Genomic DNA, 18,002 nt, shown 5'->3' on the forward strand with positions numbered 1-18,002 from the left:
CTTATTCCGTGAATGAGGCAGACGCCCTCGACATAGCGCAGGCAGCCATCTGGACGGTCATCGCGGCCTCCGGTCCGGCGGTGCTTGCCGCCATGCTCGTGGGCGTCGCCATCGCCTTCATACAGGCGCTGACCCAGGTGCAGGAAATGACCCTCACCTTCGTGCCGAAAATCCTTGCGATCTTCGTGACGATCGCCATTTCGGCACCCTTCATCGGCTCGCAGATCTCCATCTTCACCAATCTCGTCTTTTCGCGAATAGAGAGCGGCTTCTAGCCGCCTTCTGCCACCCTCGCGCAAGCTTCGCCCTGTAGGTCATCGGGTGAAATGGGCGACGCGTGTGACGCGCCGCCGCCTCTCATGACGAGACGGGAAGCATTCAGATGGCGCAAGTACCGGCAATCAACCTTCCGAAGGTGAGCCCACGTGGTCGCGATATCGCGTTCGCGATAGGCATCCTGACGATCCTGTCGATCCTCTTCCTGCCGATCCCGCCCTTCATGATCGACATCGGGCTGGCGTTCTCCATCGCCTTCTCGGTGCTCATCCTCATGGTTGCGCTGTGGATCCAGCGCCCGCTCGACTTCTCGTCCTTCCCGACCGTGCTGCTGATTGCCACGATGATCCGCCTCGCGCTCAACATCGCGACGACGCGCGTCATCCTCTCCAACGGCAACGAGGGGCACGATGCAGCGGGCGGCGTGATCGCGGGCTTTGCCAGCCTCGTCATGTCCGGCGACTTCGTCATCGGTCTCATCGTCTTCATGATCCTGATCGTGGTGAACTTCATCGTCATCACCAAGGGTGCGACGCGTATCGCCGAAGTCGGCGCGCGCTTCACCCTCGACGCCATTCCCGGCAAGCAGATGTCGATCGACGCTGACCTTTCCGCCGGCCTTATCGACGAAAAACAGGCACAGCTCCGCCGCCGCGAGCTGGAAGAGGAAAGCTCCTTCTTCGGCTCGATGGACGGTGCATCGAAATTCGTGCGCGGCGATGCCATTGCCGGCCTGCTGATCACCGCCATCAACGTCTTCGGCGGCATCATCATCGGCTATTTCCGCCATGGCATGGAGCTTTCCGAAGCGGCCGACGTTTTCGTCAAGCTGTCGGTCGGCGACGGTCTCGTCTCGCAGATCCCCGCTCTCATCGTCTCGCTTGCCGCCGGCCTCATCGTCTCGCGTGGCGGCACGGCGGGCTCGACCGATCAGGCGGTCATCAACCAGCTCAGCGGCTATCCGCGCGCGCTTCTTGTCGCCTCCGGCCTGATGATCCTGATGGCTCTCATGCCCGGCCTGCCTTTCCTGCCCTTCATGGCGCTCGGCAGCATCATGGCCTTCGGCAGCTGGATCATCCCGCGCCGCATAGAGGAAGAGAACCGGCGCAAGCGGGAACATGAGGCCGAGCAGGTCCAGGCCTCGCGCGACCAGGAGAAGGATTCGGTCAAGTCGGTGCTGAAGACCGCCGAAATCGAGCTGCTGCTCGGCAAGCAGGTCTCCACGCGCCTGCTCGGTGCGCATCAGGAACTCGCCTTCCGCGTCGGAAAGATGCGCAAGAAGTTTGCCGGCCAATACGGTTTCGTGGTGCCGGAAATCAAGGTCTCCGACGACATCGCCATCCCGGACAAGTCCTACCAGATCCGCATCCACGGCACGACGATCGCCTCCAACATCGTGCGGGTCGGCGAAGTGCTCGTGGTCACCGGTGGCGGCCGCAAGCCGAGCGTGCCGGGCGACGATATCCGCGAACCCGCTTTCGGCATGCCGGCCGTCTCGATCCTCGAAACCTTTGCCGACGACCTGCGCCGCGAGGGCTTCCACCCGATCGACAACGTCTCCGTGGTGCTGACGCATCTTTCCGAAGTGATCCGCAACAACCTGCCGCAGCTCCTGTCCTACAAGGACGTGAAGGTGCTGATCGAGCGTCTCGACCCGGAATACCGCAAGCTGGCCGACGAGATTTGCTCGTCGCACATGTCCTATTCCGGCCTGCAGGCCGTGCTGAAGCTGCTGCTCGCCGAGCGCGTCTCCATCCGCAACCTGCACCTGATCCTCGAAGCGGTCGCCGAACTTGCCCCGCATGTGCGCAAGACCGAGCAGATCGTCGAGCATGTCCGCATCCGCATGGCGCAGCAGATCTGCGGCGATCTCACCGACAATGGCGTGCTTCCGGTGCTTCGCCTCGGCAACAAGTGGGACATGGTGTTCCACCAGGCGCTGAAGCGCGACAGCAAGGGCGAAATCGTCGAGTTCGACATCGATCCGCGCCAGCTTGAGGAGTTTTCCGAGCAGGCGACCCGGGTTATCCGCGAGTTTCTCGACCGTGGCACGCCCTTTGTACTGGTCACGTCGCCCGAATCCCGCTCTTATGTGCGCATGATCATCGAGCGCCTGTTTGCCACATTGCCGGTACTCTCGCATGTCGAGCTCGCCAAGGGCATCGAGATCAAGATTCTCGGCTCCATTTCATGATAGCGGACCCGCAGGGCATGGTGCTGGCGCTGTTCGCAGCCTTTTGCCGTGTCGGCGGGTGCTTCATGCTGCTGCCGGGCTTTTCTTCGGCGCGCCTCTCCATGCAGATCCGCCTGCTGCTCGCAGTGGCGATCTCCATGGCGATCCTGCCTATTCTGTGGGACACGATCTACCCGCGCTCCACCGGCTCGCTCGACGGCTATCTCACGATGATCGTCTTCGAGACATTGACCGGCGCGGTTATAGGCCTGATCGCGCGCTACTATGTGCTCGGCCTGCAATTTGCCGGCACGGTGCTGACCATGATGATGGGCTTCAACGCACCGCCGACGCCTGATGTCGTGGAAGACACGGCCGAAAACCAGTTGACGAACCTGCTGTCCTTTGCCGGCCTGCTGGTGCTCTTCATACTGGATTTCCACCACGTCGTGCTGCGGGCGCTGGTGGATTCCTACAATGTCCTGCCGATCGGCGCGGGCTTCAATCCGCAGAGCGCGCTGATCTCGCTCACCGACACGCTGAGCCAGACCTTCATGATCATGCTGAGGCTTGCCAGCCCCTTCATTCTCTACGGTCTGGTCTTCAACGTCTCCGTCGGCCTCGTCAACAAGCTTGCCCCGCAGATTCCGATCTACTTCGTCTCGCTGCCGTTCATCATCATGGGGGGGCTGGTCCTGATGTATTTCGGGATTTCCTCGCTGCTCGAAATTTTTGTGGCGGGTTTCCTGCCGGTCTTCCAGGGGCAATAGGATGGTGCAGAGCCGGTCGGACAAGCTGAAACGTCTGGTCAATGTCCAGCGCCATCTCGAAAAGATCGCGGAGATCGACCTTGCCAGCACGACGCGCCAGCGGCAGGAGGCGAGCGAGACGATGGACGTCGTCGTAGAGGCGATCAACTCGCTCGATCCCGTGCATCGCAGCTTCTCGCACCACTATTCCAACCAGTACGCCAAGCTCCAGCAGCAGGAGCAAATGCTGGCCAACGTGCAGCAGATGCACGAGATGCGCGTGGTGCGCGAGCGCACCAAGGGCGACCGCATGGAAGACCGGATGAAGGAAGCCCGCAACGCCGAGGACCGCGAGGCCGCGGACGATTCCATCTACGACCTGATCGACCAGCATATCGCCTACAAGACGAGCGACGGTTAGGTCGATTTTCTCAACCTATTGGTTAGTTGGACGATTTACCGCCACCTTATCAAGCTTGCGCGAAAATGGATTTCGGGATCGTTCCCGTCACGGCTTCGTCATTCACCACCAGCCTCCCGTAAGGTTGGGCAGCGATAGTCGCATCAGGACGATGACACGGTTTTGCCGAAGCAGCCCTTGAGCTGGCGCGGGCGGGGACCGGGTGTCCGGAATGGTCATGAGGCCGGCGGACCGCCATGAAGACGGGTCTTGCTCTTGAGGATCACCTGAAAGGCTCTGAGACGTGGCAATTTCTCCCCCCAGCGATCTGGTGCTCGATGTCGTGCGCGCTGCCGACCCGACACAGGTCCAGGAAGCGCAAGCCAAGCTGAAATCGAACCGCGCGGCATTCCAGGCCAACAGCCTTGCCGAAGCGGGCGCCGGTTTTCAGGCCGCGGTCGGTATTCTCAATCGCGACACGGCCGCAACGAACGTTTCCGATGGCGTCAAGGCCGTCGGCGCGAAAGCCATCCCGGAGCATCTGCGCAAATTCGAATCGATGGTGCTGCAGAACTTCGTGAAGTCGATGATGCCTGCCGAGAGCGAAGAGCTCTACGGCAAGGGCACGGCCGGCGAGATATGGCGGGGCATGATGGCCGACCAGCTGGGTGACGCGCTCGCCAAGGGCGGCGGCATCGGCATTGCCGAAAGCCTTGCCAAGAGCAGCGGCATTGGCGCGGGCTCGAAGGAGAACGACACGGACCGTGTCGCCTCCGGCATGGTTCATGCCCTGCAGCGACAGGCCTTTGCCGACCTGACGCCGGGCATCAAAGAAGACGACAAGAAAGCATAAGCGGAGACCAACGAAATGGAACAGGCTAACAACGAACTGCGGATCCGCACCGTCCTCGGCAGGCTCGAGACGATCATCGACAACGAGAACGACAATATCGGCAGCGATCCCGATTTCGATCTGCCGACGTCGAACGCCCACAAGAGCCGCTGCCTGTACGAACTGGCGATGCTGACGCGCGACGTGCGGCCGGAAGAAGTTCCGTCGACCTTCTCGACGCAGCTCGGCCGCGTGCGCGACAAGCTTGCCATCAATGCGCAGCGCGTCTCGGCTCATCTGGAAGCCGTGCGCGAGGTCGTCAGCATCCTGAAGAATGCGGTGCAGGACCTCGAAGCTGACGGGACCTATTCGCAGGAACAGTTCCGCGTGAGTTACGGTACATGATCAAGCTCATCGGCACCGGCGTCTGGATTCTGGCGATCACGCTCGCCTCGGTCTATTTCTCGCTGAAGATGGCGTCGAGCCCCAAGGTCGATGCCGCCGCAGCAGAGCGCGAGGCAGCCATGGAATTCGTCACCGGCTACACGACCACCGTGCCGGTGATCGGAGCGGACGGCGTCAACGGCTACCTTCTGACCAGGCTCGCCTACAAGGCGAACAAGGAACTGGCGGCCAAGCAGGTCGTGCCCCTGCCGCAGATGATCACCGATGAACTATACACGCTGCTCGTCGGCAACAAGCTGATAGACGTCAACGCAGCTGGAAGCTTCGATCTGGAGGCCTTCCGGGGCGTCGTGAAGGAGGGGCTGAACCGCCGCTTCGGCGCGGAGGTCATCGCCGAGGTCTATGTCGAACAGATCGACTATCTCACGACGGCTTCGGTGGACAATCCGCCGCTCAAGCAGGGCGTGACGCTGCTGAAGGGTGAGGTTCCCTCTGGCGAGGCACAGGGCAGCAGCGGGCACTGACACCCCGAAACGACGCTGTTTTCGCGAAAGCCGGCCGCTAGAGCGTGCCGGCCTTTGCCGTTCCGGTCACGCCGCGCGTCGCGCCCATGCCCGACAGCCTGTAGCGCAGGAGATGGAAGAGGAAGAGCGGATTGGCGAAATCGCGCTCGCACACGAACCGGCAGAGCTGTGCGAGGTATCCCTTGCGGCTGTCGAGCGGCGTCCGGTACGTCTTGTCGGCAAGGGCCTCGAAGAGGCCGCCGACGCTGATCACGAGCCGCGCATGGCCGGGGCCGACATGACGGTCGATCCATTTCTCTTGCGCCGGGCTCCCCAGCGCAACGACGAGAATGTCCACATTCGCTGCGCGCACGCGATCCATCACGGTGTCGGATTGGGCAGGGTCGAAGGTTCCGTCGGCAATCGGCAGGATCTCGTGCCAGGGCGTGTGCCGGCGCAACTCTTCGGCCGCCTGCATCAGCGTCGCCGGCCCGCCGCCGATCAACGCCACGCGCATCGGTCTGGCAAGGTAGGTCAGGAGGGCAGGGACGAAGGCGATACCGCTGAGGTTCGCCGGGAAACGCCGGCCGTGGAGCAGCCGGGCGGCGATATCGATGCCTTGCCCGTCCGGCAGGACGATCTGGCGTTCCAGCACGGCCCGGTATTCCCGGTCCCGCATCATCCGGTTGCCATTTTCCACATTGAGGAAGGAGATGACGCTTTGACCGAAGGGCATGGCCGCCACCTCTTCGGCAAAGGCGAAGGTTTGCGCCCAGCCGAGATCGCAGACCGGCAGTCCGAGAATGTCCCGTTGCGAGGCAACAATGTTGCCCGACGCGATGGCCATGATGCGGTCCCTTCCCCTGCGACTGGCCCTCCGGACGCCTGTGGCTTTCCGGTCGGCGTATCCGGCATTGCCCGCGAGGATCCGGCGTCGTGCCGTTCCCGCAAGGCTTGCATCCTCCTCCTGTAGCAGGTCCGCCTGAAAGGCCGTTTAAGGAAGCCTTGAAAAGGCGGGTGCCGGCCTTCATCCTTGGCTAACCACCTGGTTAAGTCATTGAACAGGAAGGGATTTTTCGCCAGCTCCCGTTCTTTTACCAATTCCCGGCCAATAAATTTGCGGCCCGGCGGGCGCGCGATCGGCTCCGTTATGATACAGCGGCTGGACTTTCATGCGTGACGGAAAGCGTGTTCGATCGGATTCTTCCCGATTCTGCGGCTTGAAATTATGTGTTTTCGACAGCATACGGCGTTAAGAGGCCGTCGGGCCGAACGGCCGTCCCACTAGAGTGGGTGCAACTCATTCATGGAGAGAAATGTGACCACCATTATCGATGGGAAGCAGGTTGCCGCTTCCGTGATTGACGCGGTGAAGTCCGCGTCTGCCGCCCTTGAACAGGATGCGGGCGTGAAGCCTGGCCTTGCCGTCGTCATCGTCGGCGAGGATCCGGCAAGCCATGCCTACGTTTCCTCCAAGAGCCGCATGGCCAAGGAATGCGGCTTCACCTCCATCCAGCACACGCTGCCGGAGGAAACGACACAGGAAGAGCTTGCCCGCCTCGTCGCAACGCTGAATGCCGACGAAAGCATCCATGGCATTCTCGTGCAGTTGCCGCTGCCAAGGCACCTTGATGCTGAGCCGATCATCCAGTCGATCAGGCCGGAAAAGGATGTCGACGGCCTGCACGTCGTCAATGCCGGCAAGGTGGCGACCGGCGATCTCGATGGCGGCCTTGTCTCCTGCACGCCGGCCGGCGCCATGGTCTTCGTGCGCCGCACGCATAGCAACGATCTTTCGGGCCTCAATGCCGTCGTGATCGGCCGCTCCAACCTCTTCGGCAAGCCGATGTCGGCGCTGCTGCTTGCCGCCAATGCGACCGTGACGACTGCCCATTCGCGCACCAGGGATCTGGCCGCCGTGTGCCGCAATGCGGACATTCTGGTCGCGGCCGTTGGCCGGCCGGAAATGGTGAAGGCCGACTGGGTGAAGCCCGGGGCAACGGTCATCGATGTCGGCATCAACCGCATTGCCGCGCCGGAGAAGGGCGAGGGCAAGTCGCGCATGGTCGGCGATGTGGCCTTTGAGGAATGCGCGAAGGTGGCAGGCGCCATCACGCCGGTTCCGGGCGGCGTCGGTCCCATGACCATTGCCATGCTGATGGCCAACACGGTGATCGCCGCCTACCGCAAGGCCGGCAGGACGCCGCCGAAGTTCTAAAAGCATTTCCAGCCGAAGCGGTATCGCTTCGGCGTCTGATAGTGCGGTAAAAATAAGGCCCCGGAGCAATTTCGGTGATCCGGGTTTCACCGGAACTGCTCCAGGAACAGTTGGTCAAGGCGCCCCGCGGGGCGCCTTTTCATTTCCCCATCGGTGCCGGCCCCGTGGAGGCGCGCACGATGAGGTCGGTCTTCCAGAGTTCCTGCTGCGGCAGGGTCTCCAGGTCGAGGATGCCGGCGATGAGCCGCCGGGCGATGCGCTGGCCGGCGGCGCGCAGCGACGAGCGGGTCGTGGTCAGCGGCACCATGAAATTCTCCGGCTTCAGCATCGGCAACACGTCGTCATGGGCGATCAGTGAAATATCGGTGCCGAGCTTAAGCCCGGCCTGATTGATCGCCCGTACGGCGCCGAGCGCCAGAACCGTACTGGAACAGAGCACGGCGGTCGGCGGCGTATCGAGTTGCAGGAAGCGCTCCATGGCGCGGAACCCGTATTCGTCCGTCATCTGCGAATGGTGCACGCATTCGGGACGCAGCACGAGCCCCTGTTCGGAAAGTGCCCGCATGGTGCCCTTCTCGCGGCGGATCGCGAAGGCGAGATGTTCCGGCCCGTTGATCAGCGCAAAATGGCGGTGGCCGAGCTGTGTCAGCAGGCGGGCCGCATCGTAGAAGGCGCCGGTATTGTCGATGTCGAGAAAGGGATAATCGGTCGCAATGCCGATCGAGCGGCCATGCACGACGAAGGGCGTCTTCAACGATTTCAGCATGGCGATGCGCGGATCGTTCTCGCGCATATAGGCAAGGAACATCGCATCGACATTGCCGCTCGCCACCAGCCGCCGGCAGGTCGCGGTCTCGTCTTCGGGGTGGCTCGGATTGATGACGAAATGGAAATCGTGCTTGACCGCCTCGTCGCCGAGACCGGCAAGGAACTCTCCGAAATGCACGTCGGACTCGATGCCGTCGGCCGTTGGCATGACGAGGCCGATCGAGCCTGCCCGTCCGGTCGCGAGGCGTTGCGCCGCCCGGTTCGGCCGGTACCCGGTCTCCTTGACAGCATCGAGCACGCGCTGGCGGGTTTCCGCGTTGACCTCCGGATAGCCGTTCAGCGCCCTGCTCACGGTTGTCTGGGAGAGGCCGAGCAATTTCGATAACTGCTTGAGATTCACATGCTTAGCTTTCTTGAAGGTATTCGAAGCGCTTTGGATTGCCGGTTCGCTCGCGGCTGGAATGGCTCCCAAAGCGTTTTGGCATCTAACATCAGCACATCAAGCAGGAAAAGCGGTTTTGGCCGTTTTGCGCCGCAAAACTACGCTGCACTGCGTCAGGTCCGGCGTTTTTGCGCGCAAATAGTTAGGGGGTACTTGACGAATGCGCGGGGGAAGTGGGATGAAAGGAAATCCAAAGCGCTTTGAATTTTTGCGTTTTAGAAGATGCCTGCCCCGGGAGAGGGCGGGTTTGCTATGGGAGGCAAATCAGGTGAAAAAGACATTTTTGATGACCGCCGCGCTGGCACTTGTGATGGCGGGCGGTGCCGCTGCCGCCGACTTGAAGTTCAAGCCCGGGGAAGACGCGAAGTTCAACTGGCAGAGTTACGAGGACTTCAAGAAGGGGCACGACCTGAAGGGCCAAACGCTGACCATTTTCGGCCCCTGGCGGGGTGAGGACGAGACGCTGTTCAAGGCCGTCTACGCCTATTTCACCGAAGCGACGGGCGTCGAACTCAAATATTCGTCGTCGGAAAACTATGAACAGCAGATCGTCATCGACACGCAGGCCGGCAGTCCGCCGGATGTCGCCATCCTCCCGCAGCCCGGCCTCATCGCGGACCTTGCTTCCAAGGGGTACCTGACGCCGCTCGGCGACGAGACCCAGAAGTGGCTGCTCGACAACTACGCCGCCGGCCAGTCCTGGGTCGATCTTTCGACCTACAAGGACAAGGACGGCAATGCCGCGCTTTTTGGCTTCCCCTACAAGATCGACGTGAAGTCGCTCGTCTGGTACGTGCCGGAAAACTTCGAGGATGCCGGCTACGAAGTGCCCAAGACCATGGAAGACCTGAAGGCGCTGACCGAGCAGATCGTCGCCGATGGCGGCACGCCCTGGTGCATCGGGCTGGGGTCTGGCGGCGCTACCGGCTGGCCGGCGACCGACTGGGTCGAAGACCTGATGCTGCGCACCGCCTCGCCCGAAACCTACGACAAGTGGGTGACGAACGAGATTCCCTTCACCGATCCTGCGGTGGTCGGCGCGCTCGATGAATTCGGCTGGTTCGCCAAGAACGACAAGTTCGTCGATGGCGGCGCGGCCGCGGTGGCGTCCACCGACTTCCGCGACAGTCCGAAGGGTCTCTTCGCCTCGCCGCCGAAGTGCTACCTGCACCACCAGGCATCGTTCATCCCGTCCTTCTTCCCGGAAGGCACGGTTGTCGGCGAGGATGCGGATTTCTTCTACATGCCGCCCTATGCCAGCAAGCCGGAACTCGGCAATCCGGTGCTCGGCGCCGGCACGCTCGCCATGATCACCAAGGACACGCCGGCCGCGCGCGCCTTCATCGAGTTCCTCAAGACGCCGATCGCCCATGAGGTCTGGATGGCGCAGGCCAGCTTCCTGACGCCCTACAAGAGCGCCAACAAGGATGCCTATGCCAATGCGCCGATGAAGAAGCAGGGCGAGATCCTGCTCAATTCGACGACCTTCCGCTTCGACGGATCCGACCTGATGCCCGGCAAGATCGGCGCGGGCGCTTTCTGGACCGGCATGGTCGATTTCGTTGGCGGCAAGTCCGCTGCCGATGTCGCAGACGGTGTCCAGAAGTCCTGGGATGCAATCAAGTAAGATCTGGCGAACCGGCCGGCATCCGCCGGCCGGTTTTCCCGGAACATGCCAAAGTGCAGCCGGACCATGCGGTCGCAATGCCGCGTGAACGATCGATGCGCCGCTCGCGGTCCGTGAGGCGAGCATTCCTGGGGAGGAACTGCCATGCAGCAATTGTTATTCGCCATCTTCACGATGGTGGGGGGCGTTTTCGCCTGCGTCGTCTATTTCTTTGGAACGAACTGGCTGCTCGACAAGATGTTCCCCTCCAAGGGGCTGAGCGGAGCGCAGGCATCCCACAACCTCCGGCTCACCAATGCCATACGGCCGTGGCTCTTCATGGCCCCCGCGCTTTTCGCGCTGGCGATCTATCTCGTCTATCCGGTCATCGAATCGGTGCGGCTCTCCTTCCACGACCGGTCCGGCCAGCAGTTCGTCGGCGTCAGCAACTATGTCTGGATGCTGGGCGACGGCGAGTTCCGCCAGTCGATCTTCAACAATTTCCTCTGGCTGCTGGTGGTGCCGGCGCTCTCCACCTTCTTCGGCCTTGTCATTGCCGCGCTCACCGACCGCATCTGGTGGGGCAATATCGCAAAGACCCTGATCTTCATGCCGATGGCGATCTCCTTCGTCGGCGCCGCCGTCATCTGGAAGTTCGTCTATGACTATCGCTCTGAGGGCTCCGAGCAGATCGGCATCCTCAACGCCATTGTCGTCGCCTTCGGCGGTGCGCCGGAAGCCTGGATGACCATCCCCTTCTGGAACAACTTCTTTCTGATGGTCATCCTGATCTGGATCCAGACCGGGTTTGCCATGGTGATCCTGTCGGCGGCGCTGCGCGGCATTCCGGAAGAGACCATCGAGGCGGCCGTCATCGACGGCGCGAACGGCTTCCAGATCTTCTTCAAGATCATGGTGCCGCAGATCTGGGGCACGATCGCCGTCGTCTGGACGACGATCACCATCCTTGTCCTCAAGGTCTTCGACATCGTGCTCGCCATGACCAACGGCCAGTGGCAGACGCAGGTTCTGGCGAACCTGATGTTCGACTGGATGTTCCGCGGCGGCGGCGATTTCGGGCGCGGCGCGTCCATTGCCGTCGTCATCATGATCCTCGTCATTCCGATCATGATCTGGAACATCCGCAACGCCACCAAGGAAATGGAAGGTCGCTGAGATGATTGCCACATCCCGTTCGCCGCTCACCATCGTCGTCCATCTCTCCGTCCTGCTGATCGTCGCGCTCTGGACGCTGCCGACCGCCGGTCTGCTGATCTCCTCGCTGCGCGACAAGGACCAGCTCGCCGTCTCCGGCTGGTGGACCGCGCTCTCCACCTCCTCGCAGAACCTGACCGGCCGCGCCGCCGCCCCGGATGCGCAGGTCGAGCGCGATGGCGCGTTCGTCATCGCCGGTGACCTCCTGGAGGGCGGCGACGCCAAGGTCTCCGCCTTCGGCGTCCGCCCCATGCAGCCGGCGGCCTTCGAGGCGGGCACCCCGGCCGATATCGGTGACGGCCAGACGCTGACCGTCAACGCGGACGGTAGTTACGAGATCGTCTCGCCGACGAAGATGGAAGGAACGCGCGGCCAGCGCATCTTCTACACCGCTTCCGTGCCGCCGCGCTTCACGCTCGACAATTACCGCGAAGTGCTGAGCGCCGCCGGTATCGGTTCCTCCTTCATCAACTCGCTGACGGTGGCGATCCCCTCCACCATCATCCCGATCCTCGTTGCCGCCTTCTGCGCCTATGCGCTCGCCTGGATGCCGTTTCCCGGCCGGGCGATCCTGATCGCCGTCATCGTCGGCCTGCTCGTAGTGCCGTTGCAGATGTCGCTGATCCCGCTGCTTCGGCTCTACAATGGCGTCGGCGCCTTCTTCGGCGTGCCGGCCAAGACCTATGTCGGCATATGGCTCGCCCATATGGGCTTCGGCCTGCCGCTCGCAGTCTATCTCCTGCGCAACTACATGGCCGGCCTGCCGCGCGAGATCATGGAATCCGCCCGGGTCGACGGGGCCAGCGATTTCGATATCTTCGTGAAGATCATCCTGCCGCTTTCCTTTCCGGCGCTCGCCTCCTTCGCCATCTTCCAGTTCCTGTGGACATGGAACGACCTGCTCGTCGCCATGGTCTTCCTCGGCACGGGCAATGACGAACTGGTGCTGACCGGACGTCTCGTGAACCTGCTCGGCTCGCGCGGCGGCAACTGGGAAATCCTCACGGCTTCCGCCTTCATCACCATCATCGTCCCCCTCATCGTCTTCTTCAGCCTGCAGCGCTACCTCGTGCGCGGCCTGCTGGCGGGGTCGGTCAAGGGCGGCTGACAAGGCAATTGCAGCAAAGTGCGAAGCGGGTTTGCCTCCGCAATTGCGCAAGAAGAAAACTGAAGACAGGACAAACGAGAATGACGACGTCGGATTCAACTCTCATCCAGCCGGACAAGGACTGGTGGCGCGGCGCGGTGATCTACCAGATCTATCCGCGCTCCTACCAGGACACCAATGGCGACGGGATTGGCGACCTGAAGGGCATCACCGAGCGCCTTTCCCATGTCGCCTCCCTCGGGGTGGATGCGATCTGGATCTCGCCCTTCTTCACCTCGCCGATGAAGGACTTCGGCTATGACGTGTCGGACTATCAGGATGTCGATCCGATCTTCGGCGCGCTGGCCGATTTCGACGCGCTGATCGCCGAAGCCCACCGCCTCGATATCCGCGTCATGATCGATCTCGTCCTGTCGCACACATCCGACAAGCACCCCTGGTTCGTCGAAAGCCGCTCCCGGCGAACGAACCCGCGGGCGGACTGGTACGTCTGGGCGGATTCCCGGCCCGACGGCACGCCGCCCAACAACTGGCTGTCGATCTTCGGCGGTTCGGCCTGGCAATGGGATCCGACACGCCTGCAATATTACATGCACAACTTCCTGACCTCGCAGCCGGACCTCAATCTGCACAATCCGGAGGTTCAGGACGCGCTGCTCTCGGTTGCCCGCTTCTGGCTCGAGCGCGGCGTCGACGGCTTCCGCCTCGACACGATCAACTTCTACTTCCACGACAAGGAATTGCGCGACAACCCGTCGCTCGCGCCCGAGCGCCGCAATGCGCAGACCGCGCCGGCCGTGAACCCCTACAATTACCAGGAACATCTCTACGACAAGAACCAGCCGGAGAATCTGGAGTTCCTGAAGCGTTTTCGCGCCGTCATGGAAGAGTTTCCGGCCATCGCCGCCGTGGGCGAGGTGGGCGACAGCCAGCGGGGCCTCGAGATCGCCGGCGAATACACGTCCGGCGGCGACAAGATGCATATGTGCTATGCCTTCGAGTTCCTTGCGCCCGAGCCACTGACACCGGCCTTCGTCGCCGAGACCCAGCATGCGCTGGAAAAGGCTGCGCCCGAGGGCTGGGTCTGCTGGGCCTTCTCAAACCACGACGTGATGCGCCATGTCAGCCGCTGGGGCAATGCCGTCACCGACCACGACGCCCATGCCAGGCTGCTCGCGAGCCTGCTGATGTCGCTGCGCGGCTCGGTCTGCCTCTATCAGGGTGAGGAGCTTGCCCTGCCGGAAGCCGAACTTGCCTATGAGGACCTTCAGGACCCCTACGGCATCCAGTTCTGGCCGGATTTCAAGGGCCGCGACGGCTGCCGCACGCCGATGGTCTGGGATAGCCGCGAGCCATCGGGTGGCTTCAGCGCCGGCAAGCCGTGGCTGCCGGTGCCCGCCGCCCATCTGGAACGCGCCGTCGACGTGCAGGATGGCGACACGACTTCGGTACTTGCGCATTACCGGCGCTTTCTCGCCTTCCGCAAGGGGCATGCGGCGCTCGCCAAGGGCGAGATCGAATTCCATTCGGCCGAGGGCGCGATTCTTTCCTTCGTGCGCACGCACGGCAACGAGAAGATCTTCTGCGCCTTCAACATGAGCCCGGTCGCGCGCCTTGCCGACCTTCCGGCGGGTACGCTGGAAGTGCTGGAGGGCCACGGTTTCGAAAGCCTGATGCATGAGGAAAACATCGAACTTCCGGCCTGGAGCGGATTTTTCGCCCGCTTCGCGTAACGCAGCAGTTCCCGTCAACGCGTGAAGCGGCTTACACTCGGAATTGCGTCAACAAGGACTAAGGGGAGACAGGAACATGACAGGGCTGGTGCTCAAGGATATCCGAAAATCCTATGGTGCGGTGGATGTGATCCACGGCATCGATCTCGATATCAAGCAGGGCGAGTTCATCGTCTTCGTCGGCCCCTCCGGCTGCGGTAAGTCGACCCTCCTGCGGATGATCGCGGGCCTTGAGGCAATCACCGGCGGCGATATGCTGATCGATGGCGAGCGCGTCAACGACGTGCCGCCCTCGAAGCGCGGCATCGCCATGGTGTTCCAGTCCTATGCGCTCTACCCTCACATGACCGTCTATGACAACATGGCTTTCGGCATGCGGATTGCCGGAGAGAGCAAGGAGGAGATCGACCGGCGCGTGCGCGCTGCCGCCGACATCCTCCAACTCACCAGCTATCTCGACCGCCTGCCCAAGGCGCTGTCGGGTGGCCAGCGTCAGCGCGTCGCCATCGGCCGCGCCATCTGCCGCGACCCGAAGGTTTTCCTCTTCGACGAGCCGTTGTCCAACCTCGACGCGGCGCTGCGGGTGGCGACCCGCATCGAGATCGCCAAACTCAACGAGCAGATGGCCGATACGACGATGATCTATGTGACGCATGACCAGGTGGAGGCGATGACGCTCGCCGACCGTATCGTCGTGCTCTCTGCCGGCCATATCGAGCAGGTCGGCCCGCCGCTGGAACTCTACGAGCGTCCGGCAAACCTCTTCGTCGCCCGCTTCATCGGCTCGCCGGCCATGAACATCATTCCGGCAAAGATCACCGCCGCCGGTGAAGCGACCTCGCTGGAACTGACCGGCGGGCGCGCCTGCAGCGTCGATATCCCGACGGCTGCCTCGGAAATCGGCAAGGTCGCGAGCTTCGGCGTGCGGCCGGAAGACCTGCAGATCATATCGGGCGAGGACTTCCTCTTCGAGGGGACAGTGTCGATCGTCGAGGCGCTCGGCGAGGTGACGCTCCTCTATATAGACGGTCTGGTGGAGGGCGAGCCGATCATCGCCAAGATTCCGGGCATCCTCGATGTCAAGCGCGGCGACAAGGTCCGCTTCACGGCGGACAAGGCGAAGCTGCATCTCTTCGATACCGCTGGCAAGAGCTATCGGGCCGGGTAAACCGGCCCCGGGCGGCAGGAATTAGCCCTGCCGCTCAACCCGATGTTAAGCGTTCCTGCCTAGGCTTTTCGCGGAAAATGGCGGTGCCGAGGATAGCAGGCGGATGAGTATTCAGGATAGAGGGCGAAACAGCTACCTGAGCAAGGAAGAGTCCTTCATGTACGATCGGGAGAAAAGCTTCCCGATGGAGGATACCTGCAACGAGGCCCGCCTCGAATTCACCGAGAGCGGCGGCATCGTCAACCTCGTCTCCCGTCGCGGCGTGATCGTCAAATTGTCACGGAGCGGCGCGGTCATCTCCATGACGACGAAGTTCGAGCTGCCGAGAAACTTCTATCTCGACATTGTCAGCGCCCGCATCCCGATGATCGGCTGCCTGACGCAGCGCGTCTATACGAATGATGTGGTGGAGGCCCGCTTCCTGCGCCTGCTCTCCGACAAGGACCTGCAGCGCATCTTCGTCTACTCGACGCACCGCAACCACCAGAACCGGACGCTGGATATCTATAGCTGAGACGAAAAGAGGGGCGAAACGCCCCTCCGCTCTCAAGCGAACAGCACGCTGGCCCCGTGATCCGCCGGTCCCGCAATCGCGCGGAAGGGGGCGAAGAGTTCGCGGCCCATGCCGAATTCGTTGCCGGAGAGATCGACCGCGGCCTGCGGGCGGGCGGCAAATTCGGCGGCGTCCACCAGAACCTCCACCGTGCCGTGGGTGGCGTCCAGTCGGATGATGTCGCCATTGCGGATGCGGCCGATCGGCCCGTTGTCGACCGCTTCCGGTGTTACGTGGATGGCGGCGGGCACCTTGCCGGAAGCGCCGGACATGCGCCCGTCCGTGAGCAGCGCCACGCGCTGGCCGCGATCCTGCAGGATGCCGAGCACTGTGGTGAGCTTGTGCAGTTCCGGCATGCCGTTGGCCTTCGGACCCTGGAAACGCACGACGGCGATGAAGTCCCCCGTCAGTTCCCCGTTCTTGAAGGCGATGTTGAGTTCCTGCTGGTCGTGGAAGACCTTTGCCGGTGCCTCGATGACATGGCGCTCCGCCTTCACGGCGGAGGTCTTGATGACGGCGCTGCCGATATTGCCCGTCAGCATCTTGAGGCCGCCGGTCGGCTGGAAGGGGGTTTCGATACTGGCGAGCACCTTCGGGTCGTGGCTGACCTTCGGCGCGGGCTCGCGGTGCACGGTACCGTTCTCGCCGAGCCTCGGATCGATCGTATAGGCACTGAGGCCCTGACCGTAGACGGTGCGCACATCGTCATGCAGCATGCCCGTCTTCAGCAGTTCCTGAATGAGGAATCCCATGCCGCCTGCCGCGTGGAAATGGTTCACGTCGGCCAGCCCGTTCGGGTAGACGCGGGCAAGCAGCGGCACCACGTCGGACAGATCGGAAATATCCTTCCAGGTCAGCACGATACCGGCAGCGCGCGCCATGGCGAGAAGGTGCAGCGTGTGGTTGGTCGAGCCGCCGGTGGCATGCAGGCCCACGACGCCGTTGACGATCGAGCGTTCGTCGATCATCTCGCCGGCCGGGGTGAACTCGTTGCCCTGCGCGGTGATGGCAAGAGCCCGCTTGGTTGCTTCCCGCGTCAGCGCGTCGCGCAGCGGCGTGCCCGGATTGATGAAGGAGGCGCCGGGCATGTGGAAGCCCATGATTTCCATAAGCATCTGGTTGGAATTGGCGGTGCCGTAGAAGGTGCAGGTGCCGGGGCCGTGATAGGACTTGGATTCGGCTTCGAGCAGTTCGGCGCGGCCCGCCTTGCCCTCGGCGAAGAGCTGGCGCACGCGGGCCTTCTCGTCGTTCGGCAGGCCGGAGGTCATGGGCCCGGCCGGAATGAAGACGGCGGGCAGGTGGCCGAAGGTGAGCGCGGCGATGGTGAGGCCCGGCACGATCTTGTCGCAGACGCCGAGATAGACGACCGAATCGAACATGTTGTGCGACAGGCCGATGCCCGCCGCCATCGCGATCAGGTCGCGCGAGAACAGCGAAAGCTCCATGCCCGGCTGCCCCTGGGTGACGCCGTCGCACATGGCCGGCACGCCGCCGGCAACCTGCGCCACACCACCCGCCTCGTGCGCCGCCTTGCGGATGAGCGCCGGATAGGTCTCGAAGGGTTGATGGGCCGAGAGCATATCGTTGTAGGAGGTAATGATGCCGAGGTTCGGAACGCGGTCGCCGGCGAGTGCGTCCTTTTCGGCGGGGGAACAGACTGCAAATCCATGCGCAAGGTTGCCGCAGGAGAGCACGGCGCGGTGCACGCCCTTGGCGGCGGCGGCGCGCACCCGGCCGAGATAGGCTTCGCGCGATGGCTTCGAGCGTTCGACGATGCGGGCTGTGATGGCTTCGATGCGTTTGTCGGCGGACATGGGACTATCCTGACTCTCTCGATTGCGTTCTTTCACGGC

At 62.7% G+C, this 18,002-nt stretch carries 17 protein-coding genes; 14 read left to right on the plus strand and 3 right to left on the minus strand.

Going from position 1 to position 18,002, the window contains the following annotated elements:
• The first annotated feature begins 8 nt into the window (after nt 1-8).
• The 7 genes from fliQ to WA950_RS07735 all read left to right on the plus strand — a co-directional run bounded on the left by fliQ (nt 9) and on the right by WA950_RS07735 (nt 5,359).
• Nucleotides 9-275 (plus strand): flagellar biosynthesis protein FliQ, encoded by a 267-nt coding sequence (gene fliQ / locus WA950_RS07705; RefSeq protein ID WP_424551118.1) that lies wholly within the window; start codon nt 9-11, stop codon nt 273-275.
• 107 nt (nt 276-382) lie between these two features.
• Nucleotides 383-2,470 carry a flagellar biosynthesis protein FlhA gene (gene flhA, locus WA950_RS07710; protein WP_424551119.1) on the plus strand — a complete coding sequence of 696 codons (2,088 nt, stop codon included), beginning with the start codon at nt 383-385 and terminating at the stop codon, nt 2,468-2,470.
• Entirely contained in the window at nt 2,467-3,219 is a 753-nt protein-coding gene (gene fliR / locus WA950_RS07715; protein ID WP_424551120.1) for a flagellar biosynthetic protein FliR, read from the plus strand. The genes flhA and fliR overlap by 4 nt, the downstream gene beginning before the upstream one ends.
• A 4-nt stretch (nt 3,220-3,223) precedes the next feature.
• Nucleotides 3,224-3,619: a hypothetical protein gene (locus WA950_RS07720; protein ID WP_424551172.1), complete on the plus strand. Its 396-nt coding sequence runs from the start codon at nt 3,224-3,226 to the stop codon at nt 3,617-3,619.
• Between the two features lie 283 nt (nt 3,620-3,902).
• Nucleotides 3,903-4,451 carry a rod-binding protein gene (locus WA950_RS07725; protein ID WP_424551121.1) on the plus strand — a complete coding sequence of 183 codons (549 nt, stop codon included), beginning with the start codon at nt 3,903-3,905 and terminating at the stop codon, nt 4,449-4,451.
• A gap of 15 nt (nt 4,452-4,466) precedes the next feature.
• A complete protein-coding gene (locus tag WA950_RS07730; RefSeq protein ID WP_424551122.1) occupies nt 4,467-4,835 on the plus strand; it encodes a hypothetical protein in 369 nt (122 codons plus the stop codon).
• A complete protein-coding gene (locus WA950_RS07735) occupies nt 4,832-5,359 on the plus strand; it encodes a hypothetical protein (RefSeq protein WP_424551123.1) in 528 nt (175 codons plus the stop codon). The genes WA950_RS07730 and WA950_RS07735 overlap by 4 nt, the downstream gene beginning before the upstream one ends.
• Nucleotides 5,360-5,396: 37 nt before the next feature.
• Here WA950_RS07735 and WA950_RS07740 read toward each other — a convergent pair whose 3' ends face one another.
• Nucleotides 5,397-6,185, minus strand: coding sequence for a WecB/TagA/CpsF family glycosyltransferase (locus WA950_RS07740; RefSeq protein ID WP_424551124.1), 789 nt, complete (start codon nt 6,183-6,185; stop codon nt 5,397-5,399).
• A 471-nt stretch (nt 6,186-6,656) separates the two neighbouring features.
• On the opposite strand from WA950_RS07740, the gene folD reads away from it, so the two are divergent.
• Nucleotides 6,657-7,556 carry a bifunctional methylenetetrahydrofolate dehydrogenase/methenyltetrahydrofolate cyclohydrolase FolD gene (gene folD, locus WA950_RS07745; RefSeq protein ID WP_424551125.1) on the plus strand — a complete coding sequence of 300 codons (900 nt, stop codon included), beginning with the start codon at nt 6,657-6,659 and terminating at the stop codon, nt 7,554-7,556.
• Nucleotides 7,557-7,695: 139 nt separating this feature from the next.
• Here the strand turns inward: folD and WA950_RS07750 are convergent, their stop codons facing one another.
• Nucleotides 7,696-8,724 (minus strand): substrate-binding domain-containing protein, encoded by a 1,029-nt coding sequence (locus WA950_RS07750; RefSeq protein ID WP_424551126.1) that lies wholly within the window; start codon nt 8,722-8,724, stop codon nt 7,696-7,698.
• A 328-nt stretch (nt 8,725-9,052) separates the two neighbouring features.
• Between WA950_RS07750 and WA950_RS07755 the strand changes: the two genes are divergently transcribed.
• The 6 genes from WA950_RS07755 to WA950_RS07780 all read left to right on the plus strand — a co-directional run bounded on the left by WA950_RS07755 (nt 9,053) and on the right by WA950_RS07780 (nt 16,110).
• Nucleotides 9,053-10,393, plus strand: a complete 1,341-nt coding sequence (locus WA950_RS07755) for an ABC transporter substrate-binding protein (protein WP_424551173.1) — start codon at nt 9,053-9,055, stop codon at nt 10,391-10,393.
• Nucleotides 10,394-10,537: 144 nt separating this feature from the next.
• Nucleotides 10,538-11,548, plus strand: coding sequence for a carbohydrate ABC transporter permease (locus tag WA950_RS07760; RefSeq protein ID WP_424551127.1), 1,011 nt, complete (start codon nt 10,538-10,540; stop codon nt 11,546-11,548).
• A gap of 1 nt (nt 11,549) precedes the next feature.
• On the plus strand, nt 11,550-12,695 hold the full coding sequence (locus WA950_RS07765; RefSeq protein ID WP_424551128.1) for a carbohydrate ABC transporter permease: 1,146 nt from the start codon (nt 11,550-11,552) through the stop codon (nt 12,693-12,695).
• Nucleotides 12,696-12,775: 80 nt separating this feature from the next.
• Nucleotides 12,776-14,428: an alpha-glucosidase gene (locus tag WA950_RS07770; RefSeq protein ID WP_424551129.1), complete on the plus strand. Its 1,653-nt coding sequence runs from the start codon at nt 12,776-12,778 to the stop codon at nt 14,426-14,428.
• A gap of 76 nt (nt 14,429-14,504) precedes the next feature.
• Nucleotides 14,505-15,596 (plus strand): ABC transporter ATP-binding protein, encoded by a 1,092-nt coding sequence (locus WA950_RS07775; RefSeq protein WP_424551130.1) that lies wholly within the window; start codon nt 14,505-14,507, stop codon nt 15,594-15,596.
• Nucleotides 15,597-15,699: 103 nt separating this feature from the next.
• Nucleotides 15,700-16,110, plus strand: coding sequence for a hypothetical protein (locus tag WA950_RS07780; protein ID WP_424551131.1), 411 nt, complete (start codon nt 15,700-15,702; stop codon nt 16,108-16,110).
• 32 nt (nt 16,111-16,142) lie between these two features.
• Here WA950_RS07780 and edd read toward each other — a convergent pair whose 3' ends face one another.
• Nucleotides 16,143-17,963 carry a phosphogluconate dehydratase gene (gene edd, locus WA950_RS07785; protein WP_424551132.1) on the minus strand — a complete coding sequence of 607 codons (1,821 nt, stop codon included), beginning with the start codon at nt 17,961-17,963 and terminating at the stop codon, nt 16,143-16,145.
• Nucleotides 17,964-18,002: the final 39 nt, after the last annotated feature.

It is taken from the genome of Shinella sp. (assembly GCF_049651085.1).
Lineage (GTDB): Bacteria > Pseudomonadota > Alphaproteobacteria > Rhizobiales > Rhizobiaceae > Shinella.

Excerpts from the sequence above, each read along its gene's own strand:
- flhA (WP_424551119.1), top strand. The coding sequence starts at position 383 with ATGGCGCAAGTACCGGCAATCAACCTTCCGAAGGTGAGCCCACGTGGT.
- fliR (WP_424551120.1), top strand. The coding sequence starts at position 2,467 with ATGATAGCGGACCCGCAGGGCATGGTGCTGGCGCTGTTCGCAGCCTTT.
- WA950_RS07730 (WP_424551122.1), top strand. The coding sequence starts at position 4,467 with ATGGAACAGGCTAACAACGAACTGCGGATCCGCACCGTCCTCGGCAGG.
- WA950_RS07735 (WP_424551123.1), top strand. The coding sequence starts at position 4,832 with ATGATCAAGCTCATCGGCACCGGCGTCTGGATTCTGGCGATCACGCTC.
- WA950_RS07740 (WP_424551124.1), bottom strand. The coding sequence starts at position 6,185 with ATGGCCATCGCGTCGGGCAACATTGTTGCCTCGCAACGGGACATTCTC.
- WA950_RS07755 (WP_424551173.1), top strand. The coding sequence starts at position 9,053 with ATGACCGCCGCGCTGGCACTTGTGATGGCGGGCGGTGCCGCTGCCGCC.
- WA950_RS07760 (WP_424551127.1), top strand. The coding sequence starts at position 10,538 with ATGCAGCAATTGTTATTCGCCATCTTCACGATGGTGGGGGGCGTTTTC.
- WA950_RS07765 (WP_424551128.1), top strand. The coding sequence starts at position 11,550 with ATGATTGCCACATCCCGTTCGCCGCTCACCATCGTCGTCCATCTCTCC.
- WA950_RS07770 (WP_424551129.1), top strand. The coding sequence starts at position 12,776 with ATGACGACGTCGGATTCAACTCTCATCCAGCCGGACAAGGACTGGTGG.
- WA950_RS07775 (WP_424551130.1), top strand. The coding sequence starts at position 14,505 with ATGACAGGGCTGGTGCTCAAGGATATCCGAAAATCCTATGGTGCGGTG.
- WA950_RS07780 (WP_424551131.1), top strand. The coding sequence starts at position 15,700 with ATGAGTATTCAGGATAGAGGGCGAAACAGCTACCTGAGCAAGGAAGAG.
- edd (WP_424551132.1), bottom strand. The coding sequence starts at position 17,963 with ATGTCCGCCGACAAACGCATCGAAGCCATCACAGCCCGCATCGTCGAA.